This is a genomic window from Candidatus Leptovillus gracilis (assembly GCA_016716065.1).
GTDB lineage: Bacteria > Chloroflexota > Anaerolineae > Promineifilales > Promineifilaceae > Leptovillus > Leptovillus gracilis.
In genome coordinates, this window is sequence record JADJXA010000002.1 from 844,209 (window position 1) to 865,830 (window position 21,622).

Genomic DNA, 21,622 nt, shown 5'->3' on the forward strand with positions numbered 1-21,622 from the left:
GGAGCAAACGCTTTACGTCATGGACCACACGAGAAATCGGCCACAAAAAGAACTTTTTCCGCCATCTGACCGTCCCCGGAGACAACTTTGCCTGTGCCAATAACAGTGGCTGCACTGGAATTGTTTACCTCAAATCCAAATCCGCTGCTGATTGGCCCGGCCAGTTTTGTGTTGTTCCAAAAATAAGTGAAACGGCCGTCGCCTCCCTGTCCTTGCAAGTAAATGGTACGGTAGCCAATGCCAGCCTCGCAGCGGCCGTTCACTGGATAGAGGTCCAGGGTCAGCCCGGCGCACGTCCCCGGCGCGCACCGCCTGGTCCCACCAGTCGCCTCGTTGCCGTTGGCCGGCATGACCGATAAGGCTTCCCAATCACCTGACCACTCCAACCGACTGCCGAACACATAGCCCAGGTTGTATTGATTGTCCAAGACATACAACCAATTCCCTTCCGCCGCGCGGCCGATGATTGTGACCACTTCGCCGGGAGCGGCGATGGCTAATTCGGCCGACGTGCTGTCCGGGGCGGCGAAGAGGCTGGCGGGCAGGGTGATGGTCGCCGTGAGGTTGGCGGTGGTTTGTACGGCCGTTGCTGTGGCTGCCGTTGGTCGTAAGGTAAGTGAGGGTATGCTCGTGGCGCGTGTGGGTTCTACGGGTCGGGTGGCCGGGGATGTGGGCGACGGTGTTGCCCTGGACACCCCACCGGTGGACACCCCACCGGTGGCCGCCCCACCGGTGGCCGCCCCACCGGTGGCCGCCCCACCAGGCACAGGGGTCGAATTGTGGGCGAAGATAGCTAAAGGAGTACGGCCGTTTTCTTGAGCCATACTTCCGCCCGTTAAAATAACCAGTCCCAACAACAGAAAAAGCGCCAGCCAGCGCCAGCGCCGCGCAGTCAGCGGCGCGATTGCCTGATCCACGGCCGCGTCTTCGACCACCAACTCTGTTGCGGCATCATAGTACGGCTGGCTGTCTGAGGCAAGTGGATGGGCAACGGCCGTCAACGCTTTGGCAAAGGCGACGGCCGTCTGGTAACGTACTTCCCGCTGCTTGGCCATCGCCTTCACGATAACGGGTTGGCAGGCCGCCGGGATGTTGGGTTGGGTGTCTTGCAGGTTAGGGACTGGCTCGTAGATATGTTTGACGGCCAGCCCAATAGGTGTGCTGGTCTGATAGGGATGCTTGCCGGTAAGCATCTCAAACAAAATGACGCCCAGGGTATAGATGTCGGAACGGCCGTCTATCTCCACTTCCCCCTGAATTTGCTCCGGACTCATATAGGCCGGCGTACCCACTGCTCCGCCCGTTTCCGTTAGCTTGGTATGCTCATCGGTAAACTTGGCTGTGCCAAAATCAGAAATAAACGGCTCATTGCGTTGATCAAACAAAATGTTACTGGGCTTTAAATCTCGATGGACCACGCCGCGGCGGTGAACCTCATCCAAGGCCGGGGCCAGGCGGCTGAGAATACGCGCCGTCTCAGGCAAAGCCATAGGGCCATGTTTTAGCCGGTCGCTCAACGATCCACCGGCCATAAAGCGCATCACCAAAAATGGCTGCTCATCCTGCTCGCCAAAATCATACACCGGCACAATTGCCGGATGATCCAGCGCCGCGACAATTTTCGCCTCGCGGTCGAAGCGGCGGCGAAAGGTGGGATGATGCAATAGTTCGCGTGGCAGCAGCTTCACGGCTACATCGCGCCCGAAGTGGGGGTCATGGGCCAGGTAAACGGTAGACATTCCACCGCGCCCCAATTCTGCTTTGATCTGGTAACGGCCAATTGTTTGCGGTAGCATCCATTGGATTATAAATAGGCCAAAAGTCCCTACAAGATGATATTTGCGCCCTGTTCACGTTCGCCTTATAGGATTTACTTCCTATTTACGTGCCCAGGATTCAGGCAATATCTTCCCTTTTTGTGAACTTTATGTTACCTTGTGAGGGCTGGCTCCTTCAAAATAGTTGAACGCTCTGTTATAATGGAGGGTACATATCTTACAAAGGCCAGTGGGGACTGGATGTCCTGAAAAAAGGAGGCTCTTATGCGCCGGTTATTCATCCTGGTTTTATTGATGATGCTTCTGTTGGTCTCTTGCCGCAACGTGCAAGATTCCCTGACTCTGCCTTCGTCGTTGTCGGGTGGTAGTGAGGACAGCCAGACGGCCGTACCCTCGTCGGCCCCGCGTGTGGCAGTGACGCCTACGCCACCACTGCCACCGACATTTACACCGGAAATCATGGCGCATCAGGGTCATCTCTATTTGCTGCCTGTTTCTGGGGCTGATGGCACAGTGACCTATGTTCACGTTGTGCGTCCTGGCGACACGTTGGCCGGCCTAAGCCGCCTCTATGGCGTAATGGCCGAAGATGTGGTACGGGTAAATGATATTGAGGACCAGAATTTGATTAAGGTGGGCCAGGCGTTGGTTATTCCGATCACCTTTACACCGTAAAACCGAGGTTAGCTGCCAATATAAAAAGCCCGCTGTCACAGCGGGCTTTTTTTGATTGGCTTACATTCCGGGGTACTAATATCCGTAGGCCGAAGTCCGTATCTCGTTTTCCGTTGGCATTTGCCAGAGGCAGCGCCCTACGGATTACCGATAACGGATTACCGCTTACGGGCACTAGATAACTGGCAACGCTTCGACTTCCAACTCTGTTTCTGGTAACTCTTCCTGGTGGAGGAGGACAATTTTGTCCTCTATCACATCCACGACGATGACTTCGCCAGATTGGAACTTGCCGGATAGAACGGCGTCCGACAACAGGTCTTCAATTTCTGTTTGTACCAGGCGGCGTAACGGCCGTGCGCCAAATTCAGCGTCATAACCATGTTCGCCCAACCAGGCCCGCGCTTCGCTGGTTACTTCTAACGAGAGTTCGTGGTCTATGAGGCGATCCTTTACCTCAGACAAGATAATGTCCACAATGTAACGAATGTCTGCGGGTGATAGCTGACGGAAGACAATGATGCTGTCTACGCGGTTGATAAACTCCGGGCGAAACTGACGTTTCAACTCGTCGGTCAGGGTTTTGCGCATTTCGGCGTACTGCGCTTTTTCTTCGGTCACTTCGTCTCGTTGGAAGGCAAAGCCCATGTTCGGACCTCGGCGGATGGTGTCCGCGCCAACGTTGGACGTCATGATGATGATGGTGTTGCGGAAATTGACACGCTGCCCCTTGGCGTCGGACAGGTGGCCTTCTTCCATGATTTGCAGCAGCAAATTGAAGGCTTCCGGGTGGGCTTTTTCGATTTCGTCAAAGACGACAATGGAATACGGCCGTCGCCGAACCGCCTCGGTCAACTGACCGGCGTCTTCATAGCCCACATAACCTGGCGGTGAACCCACCAATCGGGCGATGCTGTGCCGCTCCATAAACTCAGACATGTCTAACTGAACCAGGGCGTCTTCGCTGCCAAACAGGAACCTGGCCAACGCTTTGGTCAGTTCCGTCTTGCCCACGCCGGTGGGTCCTAAGAAAATAAAGGAGCCAATCGGGCGTTCCGGGTCTTTCAGACCGGCTCTGGCGCGGCGCACCGCTTTGGAGATAGCCTGAATCGCCTCTTCTTGCCCCACGATATGCTGGCGCAGTTCATCTTCCATGCGCAGCAGCCGCGCGGATTCTTGTTCGGTGAATTGATAGACCGGGATGCCGGTCCACATCGCCAACACTTCAGCAATGTCTTCAGCTGTCACGTTGACGCCGGCTTCCGCGCTCGACGCGGCGCGCATCTGGTCCAGACGTTTCTGGACGTCTTGTTCGCGCCCAGACCAAAGGTCAATGTCCAACTGCCGACCTTCCTCAATGGCTAATTCCCGTTCTTCGCGGATGTCGCGCAGCTCTTCGTAAGCAATCTGGATGTCGGCCGGCTGCGGCATACGGTACATCCGCACCCGCGAGGCGCTTTCGTCAATCAGATCAATCGCCTTGTCGGGTAAAAAGCGTTCAGTGACATAGCGTGTGGATAAGTTAACGGCCGCTTCAATCGCTTCTTCCGTAATGTATAAATTGTGATGGGACTCATACGCCCCTTTGATGCCGCGCAAAATCTGAATTGTTTCTTCAGACGACGGCTCGTCCACGCGAATGGGTTGGAACCGACGTTCCAAAGCGGCGTCACTTTCAATGTACTTGCGGTACTCTTCCAGCGTCGTCGCCCCAATGCACTGCAATTCGCCACGCGCCAGGGATGGTTTTAAGATATTGGCCGCGTCCACCGAGCTGCCGGCCGAGCCAGCGCCCACCAACATATGAACCTCGTCAATAAACAAGATAGCGTCGCTGGACTTCAACTCTTCAATGACGCGCTTCAGGCGCTCTTCAAACTGGCCGCGATACATCGTACCGGCCACCAGGCTGCCCACATCCAATTGCAAGACACGCTTGTTGTGCAAAATTTCCGGGACGCGACCTTCGACAATACGCTGCGCGAGCCCTTCAATGATGGCCGTTTTACCCACGCCTGGCTCGCCGATGAGCGCCGGGTTGTTCTTGGTACGCCGGGCTAAAATTTGAATAACCCGTTCGATTTCCATGTTACGCCCAATAACTGGGTCTAACTTGCCTTCTTCGGCCAGCGCTGTCAGGTCAGTCGCCAGTTGGTCCACCATGGGGGTTTTGCTTTTTTCTTTTTTAGCGGCGCTGCTGCGTCTGGGGACCTGGGTTTCTCCGGCTGCCACCGGGCTTTCCTTCAACATTTGTTTGGTTTGCCGGCGTATTTGTTCGGCGCTGATGCCAAATTTACGCAGCACATCAATGGCTACGCCTTCATTTTGCCGCGCCATGCCCAGCAGGAGGTGTTCGGTGCTGATGTAATGCTGCCCCATGCGGCGGGCTTCTTCAACGGCCAACTCCAACAGCCGTTTGGTACTGGGAGACAATTCAATCTTGGTAAAGGGGGTTCGGGTGCTGGGGCCGCTGGAAAGGCGTTCCACCATGGCCTGCACACGTACCACATCCAAACCAAGCTCGCGCAGTACACGCCCAGCCACGCCACCTTCTTCACGCAGCAAGCCAATTAGAACGTGTTCACTGCCAATGTAGCTGTGATTTAAGCGTTCAGCTTCCTCTTGCGCCAGACTAAGAACACGGCGAGCGCGTTGCGTAAAACGTTCCCAATTTTTCGAGTTCACTGTTTTTCACCTCGAATTTGCTGAAAGAGGAGATCGGATTTACTTAAGCAGAGTTAAGCATCTCCAGGTCAGCTTCTAGATACTCAGCGGACGCCACCTGTTTTAAGCTAAGACCAAGCTGTCTTTGATCCGAATCTATACGAATGATGCGAACGGTGACTTCTTGCGACGGTTTAACCACTTCGCGCGGATGGGTGACATGTTCGCCCGACAACTCAGAAATGTGGATAAGTCCCTCCAGTTCGTACTCGTCATGCAAGCGAGCAAATGCGCCAAATTTGGTCAGTTTGGTGATGGTTGCTGTTGTCAACTGCCCCTCGTGGTACATTTCTTTGATCAATGTCCACGGATCGGCTTCTAGTCGCTTGATGCTCAGGGCAAGCCGTTGACGTTCCTGGTCTATTTTAAGCACGCAAACCTGTACAGTGTCGCCGACGCTTAGTTTCTCAGCGGGGTTGTTGACGCGCTTCCAACTCAGTTCAGACAGATGGACCAATCCTTCAATACCGCCAATGTCAATGAATGCGCCAAAATCGGCTAGATTGACAACGCGCCCTTCATGAATGTCGCCTTCTTGAATAGAATCCAAAAGCTGCCCGCGGCGCGCTTCACGCACTTCTTGCGCGGCCGCCTTTTCAGAAAGGATCAAGCGGTTGCGCTCGCGGTTGGCTTCGATGACTTTGAGGAATATTTTTTTGCCGACCAGCTTGTGAAAAGAGGGTTGATCAGTATCGTTTTTGACAGCAGCCTGATTGGATGGGTGCAACTGCGAATTCGGTACAAAACCGCGCAAATGCCCCACCTTAACAAGAATGCCGCCCCGGTTAAAACCGACCACCACCGTTTCATAGACTTCTTGGGTATCCAACAGATTTTCTGCATCCAGCCAATCTTGTTCTGCCGCCGCCTTGACATAAGACAAGATAATGTTGCCAGATTCATCTTCTGGGTCCACGATAAAAACTGGGATTTTATTACCGATGGCTAAATTGACGCGCATTTTTTCGTCGAGCGTTTCGACTTCGCGATTGGTGATGACACCTTCAGATTTTGCGCCAATGTCTACTAATACTTCGTTGTTGCGGTGTTCTACAACATATCCGTAGCGGATTTCGCCAGCTACCGGTAGGTTAAAATCAGTCTGTAACAAGAAGTCCATTAGGTGTTCCGCAACACCGCTCCCCGATCCAATTGAATTGCTTGCCAAGATGTTTTGCCCTCTCTTGTACCAGATATGATCTAGCATTTTCCTTGATTATACTGAGTTTAGTGGTATTGGCAATACGCGCTCTCTGGTGTTAATCAAGCTCATATGTCACTCTTTTAGGCCATAATATTTGAACAAATTTGTAAAACCCGTTAAAAATAGCGTTAATGAAATGTGATTCCACAAGTTCCCCGAAGGTGATGGTTGCGGCCCTGGCATTGTTTGCTTTTCTTTATTGCATGTATCTGTTTACGTTTAACGGCCGTTTCACCTCCATTGACGAACTATCCTTATACGCACACAGCGAAAGCCTGGTGCAGCACGGCGAATGGACTGCGCCGCAGCTCAATTTTGCCGCTTACCATAATCCCGTAGGGCCAAGCGAGCCAGGATATGCCATCGCGGCGGCGCCGCTTTATTGGCTGGCGCAGCGTGGTGAACGTTTTAACAACATCCAGACGACGATGTTGTTGAATCCGCTGTTAACGGCGTTGACGGCCGTGTTCCTCTACGCTGCCGCCCGATTGTTAAATTACTCCCACCCGGCGAGTATTATGGCGGCCCTGGCTTTTGGTCTGACGACCCTGGCCTGGCCGTATGCCCGTTCTTTTTACCGCGAACCATTGGTCGGGTTTGGCTGGATGGTGGGTTTATATGGCCTGCTGGCCTGGCGATATGGCGGGCAGCGTCGGTGGGCTGTGACCGGGGTTTTGGCGTTGTGCCTGACTCTCCTGGTTAAATCATCAGCCATTGCCGGGATTCCGCTGGTTTTGCTGGCGGCATTGGCGGGTATGGATGGTAAGCGGCAGTGGGCCAAAGTTGGCGCTGTGCTGGCTGTGGTTATGGTCGTTTTTGCTGTTCTTTTTCAGGCGGCTTTTTTATTGCGGTTTGGTGGCTCATCCAGCCTGGCAAATTGGACCAATTACGCCTGGCAGGGAGGGCTGCTGCGCATTTATGGGCAGCTTTTTAGCCCTGGCAAAGGGCTGATTTTTTACTCGCCGAGCATATTGCTGGCGGCGTTTGGCCTGGTGTGGTTGGCTTCGCGCCACCGGGCGGCAGCGCTGGCGGCCGGGCTGCCGCTGTTAGCCCTGGTTGTGGCTTACAGCGGTTATGCCGCCTGGTATGGCGGCCAATCTTGGGGTCCACGATTTTTGCTGCCGGCCTTGCCGTTGTTTTTTCTGGGCGTGGCGGCTCTGTGGGACCATCTGCGCCATCCGGTTTGGCGGGGCCTGACTGTTGGGCTGCTGCTGCTGGGGTTGTTGTTGCAGGCGGCGGTGTCCACCGCTGATTGGGGTGTTGGTTCTGAACCGTTGTACCGGTCGGCGCTGCGGCCAGAGGAGACGACGGGGTTAGCGTTGGCCAATGTGGCCTTGTCGCCGCCGCTGGTGCAGTTGGCGCGTTGGGGTTCAGACGCGCTGGATTTGCTTTGGCTGCACCCAGACTTGGACGGCCGTCTGGCCTTTTCTGGCCGATTAGCGGTTGGATGGGGAACGGCCGTGCTGCTGGCGTTGGGCCTGGGCTGGTTGGCGCTGCGTGGGCGGGTAACGGCCGTCACCCTTCTTCTACCGCCGCTGTGGGCGACGGCCGTCCTGCTGGCCTGGGGTTCGGCCGCCACCCCCGGTTATCCTGGCCTGACAGCCGACGAGGGGCGCGCTTTGGCCCGCTGGGCCGCCGGAACCGACAATAACCCCTATACGTTGGTCACCATGTCCAACGAGTTCCACATTTACTTCTACCTGGGCTTCTTGAAAGGACGCTTTACCCATCATTGGTACTCGCCCACCACCACGGACGGTTTTGCGCCGATTTTGCAAAAAACCAGCGGCCAACGGGTAACGCTGATCATGGACCGTGTTCACATTTTGCCAGACAATTCCGGCAAGGATTTGGAATGGTGGTTAAATGAGCAGATTTTTCGGGCCAACAGCAGTTGGGTTGGCGGCTTTGAATTGGTAAATTATGCCAATTTGCCCCTGCCACTGGTCTGGCAGCCGGCCAACGCCCAGTTTGGCGAGAGCTTTGGCCTGGACCGCTTCAGCCTAAGCCAGGAGCAGTTTCCGCCCAACGACACGCTGGGGGTGCAGCTCTCCATTTGCCGTCGTGGGCCTTTGCCAGAATATCATCACCTGTTTGTCCACCTGATTTCGGCCGGCGGGAGCATTAACGGGTATGATGGCCCCATTCGTTTTGGCGCGCCGCTGGCTTCTTGGGAAGTGGGCGATTGTCTGGTGGAGCAGCGCGCCATTTTGATTCCCGCCGAGGCTGTTCCTGGCGTTTATGATCTCATCCTGGGTTTTGACACGACCGCCGGCCCGCTGCTGGTGGCAAACCAGACCGGGGAAGCGGCCCAGTATATTGTTTTGGATCAAGTGGAGATTGGGCCACGGCGGCCGTGAGTGGAAGCTGGTGTTCAGTGTTCAGTGTTCAGTGTTCAGTGTTCAGTGGGGCGACCCGCTGTCCCTTACCCCCTTAAACCTGGAGGCTACGATGTTTGATGATCAACTCCGCACTTTGTTAATGCAGCCGACAATTGCTAGATTCAGCACCGTTCGCCCGGACGGCTATCCGCACACCGTACCGGTCTGGTTTATGCTGGATGGTGACGATTTGCTGGTATTTAGCCTACGCGGTACGCGCAAAGTTAAAAACGCTCTGGCGAACCCCAAAGGCTGCCTCTCGCTTGGCGGCGATCCTGCTGGCAGCCCTGGTTATCTGATTGACGGCGACCTGACGGTGGAAGACGACCCGGACCACCGCATGGCGGCGCGCATCACCAACCATTACGAATCTGCGGAGAAAGCAGAAGAAGATCTGGCCGCGTGGCGAGATGAGGTTTTTGTTGTGCTGCGCCTCAAACCCAGGCGTGTGGCTCAGGTGTCCTGACATGACGGCCGTTTACATCCTGATGGGTGTCTCTGGCTGCGGCAAAAGTACGGTGGGGCGGGCGCTGGCGGCGCAGTTGAACTGCCCCTTTTACGATGGCGATGATTTCCATTCGCCAGAAAACGTGGCCAAAATGGCTGGTGGCGCGCCGCTGACGGACGCCGAGCGGGAACCCTGGCTGGACCAATTGGCGGTCTTGATTGGGGAACAGATAGGAAGAGAGGAAACGGCCGTGTTCGCCTGTTCTGCCCTAAAAAAACAGTACCGCGACCGGCTGCGCATCTCCGATCAGGTGAAATTCGTTTACTTACACGGCGAGTTCGATCTCATCTGGCGGCGGCTGCAGCAGCGTGACGCCCATTACATGAAGGCCACCATGTTGCGCAGCCAATTTGCGGCCTTAGAGCCACCGGACATATCTGAAGCGCTGCGCGTAGATATTACTGCGCCAATCGGCGATGTGTTGGCTCAAATCTACGCCAACCGACCGACCGACCACTCAACATAACAGTTACTTTGATTTCTAAACAGCCTCAACCGCCTTGAGTTCAGGGAAAAACTGCCTTACAGTCCCCTCTACCCAACCGTGCAGCGTTACCGGGGCCAACGAACAGCCATCACAAGCGCCCATCATGTGTACTTGCAAAACCTGCCCTTCATACGCCACCATTTTCACTGCGCCACCGTGAAAATGTTCGATATAGGCGCTTAACGAATCAACCAGTGCGCGCATCCGCTCTTCTTCGGGAGCATCGTTGTTCAATTCAGGGCTGTCTGTAGATTGTGACATTTATTTACTCCTTCACACCACACCTGTGGAACTAATTTGCTGACCATTTAACTATTCATAAGGGTATCACAAAACAGCTTTTGTGGTCTTAGAAATTGCTGCGAAAATGCCGCCAGGTGATAATACCGATTGGGATGGGGAACGGCCGTTGCCCATCCTCCCCTGTTGGTTCAATCCTGCCAACCATGATACCATTTGCAGCAAAATGAGCGTGGACAGAGTCCGCCGGATTTTCTCTACTTTTTAATCCATCTCAAAGGGCATACGAACCATGAAAGATCTCTTTGCCAATGCGTTTGAAGGGCAGACGGTGCTGGTTACCGGCCATACCGGGTTTAAAGGCTCCTGGTTAACTGCCTGGCTGTTAGAATTGGGCGCGCGCGTAGTCGGCTTTAGCCTGGACGAAGCGCCTACCACCCCCAGCAACTTCGTCGTCTCCGGCCTCAGCCAACACGTCACCGACGTGCGCGGCGACATCCGCGATTTGGCGGCGGTGCAGGCGGTCATCGAAACGTACCGCCCGACGATTGTTTTCCACCTGGCCGCTCAGCCTATCGTCTTCCGCTCGCTGGCCGAGCCGAAATTGACGCTGGATACCAACGCCATGGGCACGGTCAACGTCCTGGAAGCGGTGCGGGCAACCAATTCGGTAAAATCGGTGGTGTGCGTGACCACCGACAAAGTGTACGCCAATCAGGAATGGATTTGGGGCTACCGGGAAAGCGACCCCCTTGGCGATTATGACCCCTACAGCGCCAGCAAAGCGATGGCCGAACTAGCCATCGCCTCCTACCGTGAATCTTATTTCCCCGCCCGGACGTATGACAAACATGGCGTGGCCATCGCCACCGTGCGCGCCGGCAACGTCATTGGCGGCGGCGATTTTGCCGATTATCGCCTGGTCCCCGACTGTATGCGCGCCCTGATGGCCGGCGAAGCGATTCAAATTCGTAATCCCTTGAGTGTACGGCCGTGGCAGCACGTCTTAGAACCTATCAGCGGCTATATGTGGGTGGCTGTCAAACTGCTGCAAGAAGGTCCCGCCTTCGCCGAACCGTGGAACTTTGGCCCGTTGGAGCAAAAAGGAGTCACGGCCGGGGCGTTGGCCGAGCGGCTGGTTGAATTGTGGGGGTCTGGCTCCTGGGTTCATACCCATCCTGAATTGGAAAAGTCAGAAACAGGCCACCTGCGCCTCAGTTGGGACAAAGCGGCCACCCGGCTGGATTGGCGGCCGGTGTACAACTGGGAAAAAGCGCTGGCTGAAATTGTCGGTTGGTATAAGATTTTCCAGTCCGCAGCCGGCTCGTCGGCCGACGAGTCGGCCAATATGCATGAAGCCAACCGTGCCCATCTGCAAACCTACGTAGACCACGCCCGCGCTGTGGGCGTGGGTTGGACGAGATAGCCCGGACCATGTGACAACCTGATAGAAATAGATTTGTAAAGGGTAGTTTGCTCATACCGGGCTTGGCCCGGGGTAGTGGTTAATTTACGACTGATAGATGTAGAATAGTGGGTATGATTCACGAAACCATAACTTATGAATGTACGCGTTGCGGTAGCCTTGACATTGTCAAGAATGGTCAGACGAAGCAGGGTAAGCAGAAATTTCACTGTCGTGTCTGTGGTGCTTATGGCACCTTGAACCCAGAGGTCAAATATCCACCGGAACGACGAGAAAAGATTCTGCGGGCCTATCATGAACGATCCAGCTTGCGCGGCTTGGAACGCACCTTTGGTGTCTGCCGCCAAACGGTCGCCCAATGGCTTAAAAAGAGCCGAGCAACTGCCTCCTTTAACTGAATCACTGGTTGAGAGTCAAGCTGATGATGTCTTGGAACTGGATGAATTATGGTCATTTGTCGGCCAGAAAGAGAATAAGCGCTGGATTTGGATTGCCCTCTGTCGGCGTACCCGTCAGGTCGTTTCCTTTTTCATTGGCGACTGTGGTGAAGAAAGCTGCTGGCGGCTTTGGCAATGGATTCCCCCGGCCTATCGTCATTGCCACACCTTTAGCGACTTCTGGGAGACCTATCAGCCGGTCTTTGGTCTGTTAGGCCAGAACCACCAATCAGTGGGCAAAGAAACAGGTGAAACTGCCCATGTGGAGAGGTGGAACAATACCTTACGGCAGCGACTGGCCCGTTTTGTTCGCAAGACCTTGTCCTTTTCTAAGTCCGACGAGTATCACGAAATTGCTCTCAGGCTATTTATTCATGAGTATAATTCAGCGGTTATCAGTTAACAGTTAACCACTACCCGCTTTTTGAATAAGGCTATCGCTTCTGGACGTATCATTGTGGAAAACGTGATAGCTGGCGTCAAGCGGTGCCGGATTGTTAAGGATGTTTTACGTAATTGGAAAACAAGTTTTGACGACCTGGTCATGGCCATAGCCTGCGGTTTACACAATTTACGTGTTTCATTCCGTCATGCAGTTGAGACCATTAACCTGCTCGATCTTATTTAGGATAATGTCTATTGAGATTGAGGCGACGGCCGTTGCCTGAAAATATGGGTGGCCTGGGGCACGCATGTGCCTGCGCCGGAGGCTGGCAACGTTCTGGCTGCCAGAAGCCGTAAACCGAAGTCCCTATACCGTTTTCCGTTGGCATCCACCAGAGTTAGCGCCCTACGGGTCACGGCTTACGGCTTACGGGTACTAAAACGTTCCCCCCTTGTCGTTCATTTCTCGCAGCAAGGCGGGTGGTTGGAAGCGTGCGCCGTACTTCTGAGCCAATTCCTCACTGCGGGCGACGAATTTTGCCACGCCGTAATCGTTGATGTATTGCAGCGTGCCCCCCTTAAACGGCGCAAAGCCCCAACCAAAAATACTGCCAATGTTGGCGTCAGCCACCGAGGTTAACACCCCTTCTTCGTAGCAGCGCACCGTCTCCAACGCCTGGACAAACATCAGGCGCTCGATCATTTCGGTTTGCGACAGTTTTTCACCTTGCAGGGGGAAGAGGGTTTGCAGTTCCGGCCAGAGATACTTGCCACCACCGTTGGCCGGGTACTCGTAGAAACCGGCGCCTTTGGCTTTGCCGTAACGGCCGTATTCCCCGGTCATCACATCCAATACCCGGTCACTGGGGTGGGCTGCCACGGTTTTACCCTCGGCTGCCAGGTCCTTACGCGTTTGTTCGCGGATGTGCAGCATCAGCCCCAGGCTCACCTCGTCGGACAGCGCCAGTGGACCAACCGGCATCCCGGCTTGCAGCCCGGCCATCTCAATGGCGCGGGGGTGCTGCCCTTCGCCTAGAAGCGCCTGCCCTTCCTGCACGTAGGTGCTGAACACCCGCGAGGTGTAGAACCCCCGGCTGTCGTTGACGACAATGGGCGTTTTGCGAATTTGCAGCACATAGTCGAACGCCTTCGCCAATGTCTCCGGGCTGGTCTGTGCCCCAATGATGATTTCCACCAGGCGCATTTTATCTACCGGCGAGAAGAAGTGCAGGCCGACGAAATTGGCCGGCCGCAAAGAGTGTTCGGCCAGCCCGGTGATGGGTAAGGTGGAGGTGTTGGAGGCGAAAACGGCCGTTTCCTCCACCTGCGCCTCCGCCTCCTGCGTCACTTTGGCCTTCAACTCCCGGTCCTCAAACACCGCTTCGATGATCAGGTCGCAGCCGTGTAAATCGGCTGCATCGCCGGTGGGGGTGATGCGCCCCAGAATTTCTTGCTTCTGCGCCTGGCTCATTTTGCCCCGCGCCACCCGCTTGTTGGCAATGGCCTCGATGTGCGCCTTGCCCGCTTCCGCCCGTGCCTGGTCCACATCTTTTAACACCACATCCATGCCCGCATAAGCCGAGACGTAGGCGATGCCGTGCCCCATCATGCCCGCGCCCAACACGCCGACTTTTTGTGTTGTCTGTGGCGGTGCGTCTGCCGGGCGGCTGGCTCCGGCGTTGATCTGGTTGAGTTGGAACCAGAAGGCGTTGATCATGTTTTTGGCGGTTTGGCCGGTGGCGACATGGGCGAAATAGCGCGATTCGATGCGTGCGGCCGTGTCCAAATCCACCACTGCCCCTTCAACGGCCGCCGCCATGATCGCTTCGGCGGCCGGGTAGTTGCCGTAGGTTTGTTTTTTGAGGATGGCCGGAGCGATGGCCAGCATTTGGGTGATAGACGGCCGTCGCGGATCCCCGCCTGGCATTTTGTAGCCCGGCTGGTCCCACGGCTGTTTGGCCTGGGGGTGGGCCAGAATCCAGGCCCGCGCCTTGTCCATCATCTCGTCGTGGTCGGCGGCCAGGTCGTCAACCAGGCCGGCCGCTCTGGCCGCCTCTGGATTCATCTGTGGGCCTTCAGACAAAATAGGGAAGGCCGGCTGCAAGCCGATCATGCGTGTCAGGCGCACGATCCCGCCGCCGCCGGGAATGAGGCCCAGGGTTACTTCAGGGAAGCCGAATTTGCTGCGCGGATCGTTGATGGCGATGCGGTGGTGGCAGGCCAGGGCCAGCTCCAGGCCGCCGCCCAATGCCGCGCCGTTCAGCGCGGCGACGACTGGCTTGCCCAGCGTCTCTAGCTGGCGAAAGCCGGCTTTGAGTTGTTGGCTGTTGTGGAAGACGGCCGTTGCCTCCGTCGCCGCCACAATCATTTCCAAATCCGCCCCCGCCAAAAAAGTCTTCTTGGCCGACGTTAGAATGACGCCGGTTAGCTCCGTTTCGGCCGCCAGTTGGTCCAGCGCCACCCGGAACCCCGCGCCAAATTCATCATTCAGCACGTTCGCCGAACGTCCTGGCATATCCACCGTCAGCGTAACGATATTTTGTTCATCTTTTTCGTAGTGAAAGGCCATCATTCTCCCCCAGTGACATGGGAATGTCTTGGTGTCAATTAGATTCAGGACGGGTCATGGGTCACAGTATTCAGTGTTTAGTGTTCGGTGTTCGGTGTTCAGTGTTCGGTGGGGTTTGTGAGTGGTCGTCTGCGTTGGCAAACTGGTTGCTGACTCCTGAACACGGCTATGTTGCTGCCTACAATTATAGAAGCCTTCCATGCAAAAGAAAATATGGGTCTTGGGGACTTGATGGGTTGAATGTATCTTCTCAATATTTTGGGGTCAATCGGTGGCAAAGGGAAACAGCCGGGTTTGCCCGGCGTTGTTTTGTAGACCGGCGCTTTAGCTGGTCGTCGCCGGGTGTCCGCTGCGCCTGGAGCTACTTCCCCAGGCTAAAAATGACGCTCCGTAAATGGGGCTAAAGAGGACCGTAGCCGAGACATTCCCGCCGATAAAGTATTCTTCATGTGGTCCGTTATACCTGACAAGGTGACAAGGTAACATCTGACAAGGTGACAAAAATGTCGGGGATAGTCTTCATTGTCTGGCGTCACCTTGTTTTTTCCCTTTTTTGGCTGCTTTTGCCAGATTCTCCTCCACCCGGAACGCCACAATTCTGCTGATCAAGTCAAAGGGTATGGGTTTGCTCAATGGAAACTGCACGGAACCCTTTCCCCCTTCATAAGCAGATAACTCATGCTGGAATTTCTCAATGCCCGACGGCACAGGGTAAAACCCGATATGCCGCCTGAACGCCGCAAAATGGACCAGATTGCCATTCAGCACGAAGGTTGGCATCTGATATTTAATGGTCTCTTCGGCGTCGGGGGCCGCTTCACGAATGATCAGCCTGATTTTTGTCAGAATCTCTTGAATATCGGCGGGGAAGCTGGCGATATATTCATCTATGTTTTTGGGAGTGGATGGGTCCATTTTATGGTTTACCTCGCCGATTTTAGGGTGCATAGGGCTTGCCGTATTTCGCCCAGATGGTAGGCCGTGTGGACGACGGTGCCAATCGCTCCGCTAATGTGCCAGTCGGTAGGCCATTCGGCCGTGTCGTTGATGAGGGCTTTGATGCGGTTGTAACTCTCGCGCAGCGCCTGCTTAATCGCCTCCCATTCTTGCGGGCTGACAGTGCTGGTCTCGCGCCAGATTTGGCCCCAATCTACGCGCTCAAACTGCTGGCTGCGCACGTTTTTCTCCAGCACATCCAGATAGAAAGCGACGTGTTTGACCTGTGCTGCCAGCGTGGCGCATTGCCCTCCTACCGGTACGGAGGCTTCTGCGGCCGAAATGCCGACCAGGGTTTCAAACATGGATGTGCCTTTGTCGAGATAGATTCCCTGTACATTGTCGAAGGTTTCATCGAGCAGGCTGTACAGGGCGCTGCGGAAATGTTCAGACTGAATGGGGGTAGACATCGGTTTCCTCCTAAAAACATAACTGCCAGACCTCTGCGAAATTTCACCCAAGAGGCACAGAGGGCACACATCTTTCGGATTTGATTTTTATGTCCTCTACGCTCTGTGGTCTGTTGAAAGAGTGGCTGAAAAGAAGACAATCTGGTAATCCCTTCTAGAGCGTTTTCGTGCAGCACTAATAGAATATATGTTCGATAGAGTCAAGTTTTCCCTATCTCAATCAGGGCAATCGCATACCCGTCTTTTGGCGTTACCGGCGAACAGGATTTTCGCGCTCCACATTGGTGGCGGTATGGTAAAGTGACCCCCATCGTCTGCTGCGCCAACAGCTTGAACTGAGCCTGGCGCTGTGTTCCGCCAATGGCCTGGAAGACGCCATAGACATTTGCTTGAACGCGGCTCTAAATGTTTCCGGCATGGATACGACCGTTCTTCACCTCTACACGGACACGCCACACAAAGAGACCGAAGTCTACTATCTGGCGCGCATGGCCGAACAACCCCCTGCCGCGACGATCCTTTATGCACAGTTATTGCAGCGCAAAGGCGTCTCGCCGGAGATAGAGCGCGACCTGGACCAGATTGTTAACCAGAGCCGCCGCACCAGCAATATTGTGCGCGACTTGCTAGAAGTGGTGCGCCATATGATAGCGGAAGACCCGAAGGGTTTTAATCGTTCACGAAACGGTGCAGCGGCCCGCAGTTGCACGACGACGGCACAGAGAACACGGAGGGTTTACAATTTTAATTCCGTACCTCTGTGGTACGGAAGATTGGACAAATCTCAGAAGATTTGTCCAATCTAAACATGTATAACCCGTAAAGGGCACAATCTGACATGTTTGTCACCTTGTCAGATGTCACCTCGTTAGGTACAGCAGCAGCGCCACAAAGACAACGGCCGTGCCCAACACCCCCAGCCCAATCGCCACCATTGCCGCATAAGGGCCGGTCGCGTCAAACAACTGCCCCACCAACCAGGGCAGCGTCATGCCGCCCACGCTCGCTCCGGCAAAAAACCAGCCGGTGGTTTTGCCAGTCACCGGCATGTTGCGTTCGGCCAGCGACAGGGTGGTAGGGAAGATAGGCGCAAATGAAAAGCCCAGGCTAAGCGTGCCCAGCCACAAAGCCCAGGTAGACGCCGACCACAGCAGCAGCACGCCCATGCTAAACAAACTGCCGGCAATGCCCAGAGCGATAATTTTGCGCGGCCGGGTCACGTTTGCCAGCGGCACAGACAACAACCGGCCCACTGTGAGCGCCCCCCAAAACGAAGATGTGAGATAGGCGGCCGCAGTGACGTTAGCCAGACCGGAATTGACAGCATACGTGTAAATCCAGCCGCCAAAGCTGACTTCGCTGCCCACGTACAGGAAAAACAGCAGGGTAATCAGGCTGATGAGTGCGTAATTGGGGCGGGCGGTGGTGGATACGGCCGTTGCCGTTGCCACCGGCCGCGGGCTGCTCTGCGGCGCTATCCAGGCCGCCACTGGCAGCATGACCAGCGCCAACAGCCAAAAAGCCCAGGTGATTTCGCCGCTGCGCAGCACAACCTGGGCCACGATAATCGGCGACAGCAGTGCGCCGACGCCAAAAAAGAAGTGCAGGCCGTTCATATAGGGGGCCACGTTGCCGTGATGCAGCCAGGGAAGCATGGTGTTTGCGCCCACGTCTATCATAGATTCGGCCAAACCCATTAGAACCAATATCAGCGCCAGCAGCCATAAAAGCGACAGCAGCGGCGTGATGGCGATGGTCAGAGCCATGATGAACAGGCCGACCGCCAGCGTGGGATGGCCGGGCAAATGGTCGTAAATGCGCCCACCGGCCAGCGCGCCCACCAGAATGCCTACTGAGCGCGCCGTGAACAATATGCTGATCTGGCTGAGTTCGACGCCGGTGTTTGCCGCCAGGCCAGGCAGCGTCGGCCCCAAGACGGCGGCGGCCAGACCGATGCACAGGAGGGTGGCGTAATATCCGGCTGTTTTTGCCAGTTTGCCCGATTGGGACGCCAGGGCGTTTGTTTGATTGCGGCGGGAACTCATGGATTGGTTGCGGGCACGAGTTTGATTTCAAAGAGACTGGGCCACAATTTGCCGGTGACAAACAGGCGGTCTTGGGCAGCGTCGTAGGCGATGCCGTTGAGGACGTCTATGGGTTGGGTAAGGCTTGCCGGGTCTAGCAGGCCAGTCAGGTCTATCCAGCCGATCACCTGACCGGTGTCTGGCGCGATACGGGCGACGCGGTTGGTTTGCCAGATGTTGGCCCATATTTCGCCGTTGACGTATTCCAATTCATTCAATCGGGTGATGGGGCCGTTGGCGTCAGTTACCTGGATACGGCCGTTCTCCGCTAGACTCTCTGGGTCTAAGAAGCGAATCTCGTTGGTCCCGTCGCTCATCATCAGCCGTTGGCCGTCGTGGGTCAGGCCCCAGCCTTCGCCGGGGTAGCTGAAGCTGCGCCGCGGCTCGAAGTTGGCGCGATCATAGACAAAGCCCACGCCAGACTGCCAGGTGATCTGGATCAGCCGATCTTGCCAGATGGCAATGCCTTCGCCAAAATAGTCTGGCGATAGGTCTCGCTGCAACAAAACCTCGCCTGTTTCCAGGTTGGTCTGGCGAATGGACGAACGGCCGTACAGCCCGGTTCCTTCGTATAAAATGCCATCCAGATAGACCAGCCCTTGCGTAAAAGCAGCCGGATCATGCGGATAGACGTTGATGATTTCGTAGGTGTAAATGGGTGGATCAATCGGCAAGACGGCCGTTTGCAGCGCTGCTGGCGTGGGTGTGGCTGCCGGGGATGGGCTGGGAAAGGCCGTCGGCCCAGCCGGCGCGTCTTGTCCGCAGGCCGCCAACACCCCCAACAGCAAACAGAGGTTTAGCCAATAACGAAGAGTAGACATAAGTCAGCCTATATTTCCTAAGGGTTCATATGTTTTTAACCTGGTGAGATTGGACCAATCTCCAAGATTGGTCCAATCTAAAAAACAGGAAGTTATTCTTAGACGATTACTTAAAACAGTTCAACTTCTCTTCCCTCTGTGTTCTCCGTGCCTGAATATGTGGATTTATGCTTGCACGGCCGTTATCGCCCGTTCTTGCAGCGTCTGGCGGACTTTGTGTATGTCGGTGGGAATAGCCCGACGGGCGCCATAGTAACAAAGACCGGCAGGGATGGCGAACAGTTGGAAGAGGGATAGTCCCCAGGCGTAATTGTCTGGCGGGGAAACCCACTGTGTCAGGTAGGCCAGCAGCAGGCTGGTTAGGGCGATGCTCGCCGCATTGCTCACGGCGCCAGCCACTTTGGTCATGCCAATCACTGTGCCGCGATGTTCCGGCAAATTAACCTCGGTGATCAACGCCGCCCAATTGGGGCCATTGATTGCCAGCAAAGCCATGGCCACAAAAGCGAACAAAAACAGCGCCAATATTTCGCCATCGGTAACCAGAGCTACCACAACAGACCAGGCTAACTGCCACACAGAGCCGTCGGCCGCCAGTTGGAGGTTCTGAATGGGCATAAAAAAGGTGATGATGAAAAAAGGCACTGCCCCAATTGTGCCGATCATCGCCAGTTTGGCCCGGCCGTGTGGATCCCACCTCTGCCAACGGTCGCCCAGATGTCCGGCGACGATGCCAAAAAACAGGCCGCTGCTAAACAAAATGACCAGCCAGTTGCCCACGATGGTCGCCACTTCCAGCGAGTAACCCAGGCTTTCTATGCGGGCAATGGCCCAGCGTGGAACCCAGACGGTGGAGCCAAAAGCCAGCGTAGCAAACACATGTTGCAGCGTCAGCCAGATATTGGCCCGCCGGCCGAAAATATGGCGCAAGTCCGATCTGGTAATGCGGTACTCATATGTTTGTCCGGTTGCAAACAGCTTTTGCAATTCTGGCTCGGCCTGGCCGCGGCGCGGCTCTTGCACAAACAAGTATAAGAAGGCGAACAAAAATCCAAGGGCGGCGATGAACCAAAAGGGGTAGCGCCAGTTGAATGCGCCCATCGTACCGGCCAGGATTGCCCCCAATGCCGCGCCCAGCGATTGGGAAATGCCCCACAAACTTAACGCCAGACCACGCCGCTGCGCCGGAATAACATCGCTGATCACGCTGAAGCCAACCGAGGCGATGCTGCCCACACCAACGGCCGTGATCATCTGGCTGAGCACAAATTGGGCGAAGGTCGCCGCCAACCCGGTCAGCACCATGGCGCTTCCCCACATCAACGTGCCCGCCAACAGCAGCCGGCGCCGATTGCTGCGGTCGCCGCGGTAGCCCCAAAACACAGCCGACGCCCCGGCAATGAGAATGTAAACGGCCGTCACCACCCCCAATGCCGCTTCGTTCGCCTGGAATTCGCGGGCGATGATGGCGTACAGAGGCGGCAAAATACCGGCAGCCGCGTTGTCCAGCGAGGCCAGGCCGATAAACACCACAAATGTAAAGGCGGCTGAATTACGCAAACTACCAGAACCGCCGGCCGATCAGGAAACCGACGACAGCCATGCCGATCATGGCGCTGGCGCAGGGCAGCACAGCGCTGCCGGCGCTTCCGACGTCGTCCAGAGGTGCGGCCGTCGCTGCCGCCGTTGGCTCAGCGCTGCTGTCCAGGGCGCTGATGGTCGCCGCGCCCGCCGGGACCACAGACGTAGCCGTCGCGGCCACAGCCGCAGCACCCAATGGGTTGGTCGTCGGCTCGATGGTTGGCGGCACGGCGGTTGGCGGCACAGCCGTTGGCGTTGTTGACGGCGTGGGCGGTTGGGTGGCGGTGGGTGGCAGCGGCGTGGCGGTGGATGTGGGGCAGCCGGGCACGGCCGTTGGCTGCCATATCGCGCCGGGCGTTGGCGTCTGGCCATTGATGGGGGGCGCGTCTACGATGGGCACATCGCCGGTGTAGCCCTGCACCAGCACCACTTCGTTAGACACCCAGGCGGTTTGTCCATTCGCCAGAGTGATTAGCCACCAGGTGGCACTGCCGGCGCGCCCCACAATCGGCCGTACCTCCCGCGAGAGCAGGTCGCCAATAGCGGCATAATCGGTTCCGGGGCCGGAACGTACTCGCGTGCTGCCGCGTGTCTGAATAGTTGGTGGTGTGCCGCAGGCGACGGCCGTCGGCAAGAAGCCGCCAACCGGCGAGGCAGCCAGCGTCGCCGCGATGGGGGTGTTTGTGGCGGTGACTGCCGGGGGATTGGTCGGCACGGCCGTCGCGCCAGGCGGTGGGTCGGTTGGTGGTGGGGGTGGCGGGTCGGTGGGCACGGCCGTTGGCGGCGGAATCGGCGTGCGCGTGGGAATGGTGAAATTAGGCAGGCTGGCGGCGCGCGGCGCGTTTGGACGCGGCGCATACAGGACTGTCAGCCCTAACCCGGTCAGGAGAATGAAGATGAGGAATCGTCGTGACATA

The 21,622-nt window shown here is 56.2% G+C and carries 19 protein-coding genes; 8 read left to right on the forward strand and 11 right to left on the reverse strand.

What is annotated here, in order from left to right; genetic code table 11:
- Positions 1-17: 17 nt before the first annotated feature.
- Positions 18-1,796, reverse strand: coding sequence for a protein kinase (locus IPM39_08065; protein ID MBK8986021.1), 1,779 nt, complete (start codon positions 1,794-1,796; stop codon positions 18-20).
- Between the two features lie 246 nt (positions 1,797-2,042).
- Between IPM39_08065 and IPM39_08070 the strand changes: the two genes are divergently transcribed.
- The gene (locus IPM39_08070; GenBank protein MBK8986022.1) at positions 2,043-2,453 is read left to right on the forward strand and encodes a LysM peptidoglycan-binding domain-containing protein; all 411 of its coding nucleotides are present in this window, start codon (positions 2,043-2,045) and stop codon (positions 2,451-2,453) included.
- A 174-nt stretch (positions 2,454-2,627) separates the two neighbouring features.
- Here IPM39_08070 and IPM39_08075 read toward each other — a convergent pair whose 3' ends face one another.
- Together IPM39_08075 and IPM39_08080 are read right to left on the reverse strand one after the other, a co-directional pair.
- Positions 2,628-5,138 (reverse strand): ATP-dependent Clp protease ATP-binding subunit, encoded by a 2,511-nt coding sequence (locus IPM39_08075; GenBank protein ID MBK8986023.1) that lies wholly within the window; start codon positions 5,136-5,138, stop codon positions 2,628-2,630.
- A gap of 43 nt (positions 5,139-5,181) precedes the next feature.
- Positions 5,182-6,297 (reverse strand): S1 RNA-binding domain-containing protein, encoded by a 1,116-nt coding sequence (locus IPM39_08080; protein MBK8986024.1) that lies wholly within the window; start codon positions 6,295-6,297, stop codon positions 5,182-5,184.
- Positions 6,298-6,545: 248 nt separating this feature from the next.
- Between IPM39_08080 and IPM39_08085 the strand changes: the two genes are divergently transcribed.
- The 3 genes from IPM39_08085 (at position 6,546) to IPM39_08095 (ending at position 9,736) form a co-directional block, all read left to right on the forward strand.
- Positions 6,546-8,741 (forward strand): hypothetical protein, encoded by a 2,196-nt coding sequence (locus tag IPM39_08085; protein ID MBK8986025.1) that lies wholly within the window; start codon positions 6,546-6,548, stop codon positions 8,739-8,741.
- Between the two features lie 91 nt (positions 8,742-8,832).
- Positions 8,833-9,228, forward strand: coding sequence for a pyridoxamine 5'-phosphate oxidase family protein (locus IPM39_08090; protein ID MBK8986026.1), 396 nt, complete (start codon positions 8,833-8,835; stop codon positions 9,226-9,228).
- Between the two features lies 1 nt (position 9,229).
- The gene (locus IPM39_08095) at positions 9,230-9,736 is read left to right on the forward strand and encodes a gluconokinase (protein MBK8986027.1); all 507 of its coding nucleotides are present in this window, start codon (positions 9,230-9,232) and stop codon (positions 9,734-9,736) included.
- Positions 9,737-9,751: 15 nt separating this feature from the next.
- Here IPM39_08095 and IPM39_08100 read toward each other — a convergent pair whose 3' ends face one another.
- The gene (locus IPM39_08100) at positions 9,752-10,018 is read right to left on the reverse strand and encodes a NifU family protein (protein MBK8986028.1); all 267 of its coding nucleotides are present in this window, start codon (positions 10,016-10,018) and stop codon (positions 9,752-9,754) included.
- A gap of 271 nt (positions 10,019-10,289) precedes the next feature.
- Between IPM39_08100 and rfbG the strand changes: the two genes are divergently transcribed.
- The 3 genes from rfbG (at position 10,290) to IPM39_08115 (ending at position 12,488) form a co-directional block, all read left to right on the forward strand.
- Entirely contained in the window at positions 10,290-11,423 is a 1,134-nt protein-coding gene (gene rfbG / locus IPM39_08105) for a CDP-glucose 4,6-dehydratase (protein MBK8986029.1), read from the forward strand.
- A 113-nt stretch (positions 11,424-11,536) separates the two neighbouring features.
- A protein-coding gene (locus IPM39_08110) for an IS1 family transposase (GenBank protein MBK8986030.1) occupies positions 11,537-12,263 on the forward strand; the annotation gives its coding sequence in 2 pieces (ribosomal slippage) (positions 11,537-11,812 and positions 11,814-12,263; 726 coding nt in all).
- A 54-nt stretch (positions 12,264-12,317) separates the two neighbouring features.
- Positions 12,318-12,488, forward strand: coding sequence for a hypothetical protein (locus IPM39_08115; protein ID MBK8986031.1), 171 nt, complete (start codon positions 12,318-12,320; stop codon positions 12,486-12,488).
- Between the two features lie 192 nt (positions 12,489-12,680).
- Here the strand turns inward: IPM39_08115 and IPM39_08120 are convergent, their stop codons facing one another.
- The 3 genes from IPM39_08120 to IPM39_08130 form a co-directional block, all read right to left on the reverse strand.
- Positions 12,681-14,813: an enoyl-CoA hydratase/isomerase family protein gene (locus IPM39_08120; protein MBK8986032.1), complete on the reverse strand. Its 2,133-nt coding sequence runs from the start codon at positions 14,811-14,813 to the stop codon at positions 12,681-12,683.
- Positions 14,814-15,332: 519 nt separating this feature from the next.
- Entirely contained in the window at positions 15,333-15,728 is a 396-nt protein-coding gene (locus IPM39_08125; GenBank protein MBK8986033.1) for a DUF1801 domain-containing protein, read from the reverse strand.
- Positions 15,729-15,736: 8 nt separating this feature from the next.
- A complete protein-coding gene (locus tag IPM39_08130) occupies positions 15,737-16,219 on the reverse strand; it encodes a hypothetical protein (protein ID MBK8986034.1) in 483 nt (160 codons plus the stop codon).
- Positions 16,220-16,635: 416 nt separating this feature from the next.
- On the opposite strand from IPM39_08130, the gene IPM39_08135 reads away from it, so the two are divergent.
- Positions 16,636-17,025, forward strand: coding sequence for a hypothetical protein (locus IPM39_08135; GenBank protein MBK8986035.1), 390 nt, complete (start codon positions 16,636-16,638; stop codon positions 17,023-17,025).
- Positions 17,026-17,079: 54 nt separating this feature from the next.
- Here IPM39_08135 and IPM39_08140 read toward each other — a convergent pair whose 3' ends face one another.
- The 4 genes from IPM39_08140 to IPM39_08155 all read right to left on the reverse strand — a co-directional run bounded on the left by IPM39_08140 (position 17,080) and on the right by IPM39_08155 (position 21,621).
- The gene (locus IPM39_08140; protein ID MBK8986036.1) at positions 17,080-18,264 is read right to left on the reverse strand and encodes an MFS transporter; all 1,185 of its coding nucleotides are present in this window, start codon (positions 18,262-18,264) and stop codon (positions 17,080-17,082) included.
- Positions 18,261-19,124 carry a glutaminyl-peptide cyclotransferase gene (locus IPM39_08145; GenBank protein MBK8986037.1) on the reverse strand — a complete coding sequence of 288 codons (864 nt, stop codon included), beginning with the start codon at positions 19,122-19,124 and terminating at the stop codon, positions 18,261-18,263. Before IPM39_08145 ends, IPM39_08140 begins: the two co-directional genes overlap by 4 nt.
- Before the next feature lie 165 nt (positions 19,125-19,289).
- Positions 19,290-20,684 (reverse strand): MFS transporter, encoded by a 1,395-nt coding sequence (locus IPM39_08150; GenBank protein ID MBK8986038.1) that lies wholly within the window; start codon positions 20,682-20,684, stop codon positions 19,290-19,292.
- A 1-nt stretch (position 20,685) separates the two neighbouring features.
- Entirely contained in the window at positions 20,686-21,621 is a 936-nt protein-coding gene (locus IPM39_08155) for an SH3 domain-containing protein (GenBank protein MBK8986039.1), read from the reverse strand.
- Position 21,622: the final 1 nt, after the last annotated feature.

What these genes read in the sequence shown, in the direction of transcription:
- IPM39_08065 (MBK8986021.1), bottom strand. Translation starts at nt 1,796, where the DNA reads ATGCTACCGCAAACAATTGGCCGTTACCAGATCAAAGCAGAATTGGGG.
- IPM39_08070 (MBK8986022.1), top strand. Translation starts at nt 2,043, where the DNA reads ATGCGCCGGTTATTCATCCTGGTTTTATTGATGATGCTTCTGTTGGTC.
- IPM39_08080 (MBK8986024.1), bottom strand. Translation starts at nt 6,297, where the DNA reads ATGGACTTCTTGTTACAGACTGATTTTAACCTACCGGTAGCTGGCGAA.
- IPM39_08085 (MBK8986025.1), top strand. Translation starts at nt 6,546, where the DNA reads ATGGTTGCGGCCCTGGCATTGTTTGCTTTTCTTTATTGCATGTATCTG.
- IPM39_08090 (MBK8986026.1), top strand. Translation starts at nt 8,833, where the DNA reads ATGTTTGATGATCAACTCCGCACTTTGTTAATGCAGCCGACAATTGCT.
- IPM39_08095 (MBK8986027.1), top strand. Translation starts at nt 9,230, where the DNA reads ATGACGGCCGTTTACATCCTGATGGGTGTCTCTGGCTGCGGCAAAAGT.
- IPM39_08100 (MBK8986028.1), bottom strand. Translation starts at nt 10,018, where the DNA reads ATGTCACAATCTACAGACAGCCCTGAATTGAACAACGATGCTCCCGAA.
- rfbG (MBK8986029.1), top strand. Translation starts at nt 10,290, where the DNA reads ATGAAAGATCTCTTTGCCAATGCGTTTGAAGGGCAGACGGTGCTGGTT.
- IPM39_08120 (MBK8986032.1), bottom strand. Translation starts at nt 14,813, where the DNA reads ATGGCCTTTCACTACGAAAAAGATGAACAAAATATCGTTACGCTGACG.
- IPM39_08125 (MBK8986033.1), bottom strand. Translation starts at nt 15,728, where the DNA reads ATGGACCCATCCACTCCCAAAAACATAGATGAATATATCGCCAGCTTC.
- IPM39_08130 (MBK8986034.1), bottom strand. Translation starts at nt 16,219, where the DNA reads ATGTCTACCCCCATTCAGTCTGAACATTTCCGCAGCGCCCTGTACAGC.
- IPM39_08135 (MBK8986035.1), top strand. Translation starts at nt 16,636, where the DNA reads ATGGATACGACCGTTCTTCACCTCTACACGGACACGCCACACAAAGAG.
- IPM39_08140 (MBK8986036.1), bottom strand. Translation starts at nt 18,264, where the DNA reads ATGAGTTCCCGCCGCAATCAAACAAACGCCCTGGCGTCCCAATCGGGC.
- IPM39_08145 (MBK8986037.1), bottom strand. Translation starts at nt 19,124, where the DNA reads ATGTCTACTCTTCGTTATTGGCTAAACCTCTGTTTGCTGTTGGGGGTG.
- IPM39_08155 (MBK8986039.1), bottom strand. Translation starts at nt 21,621, where the DNA reads ATGTCACGACGATTCCTCATCTTCATTCTCCTGACCGGGTTAGGGCTG.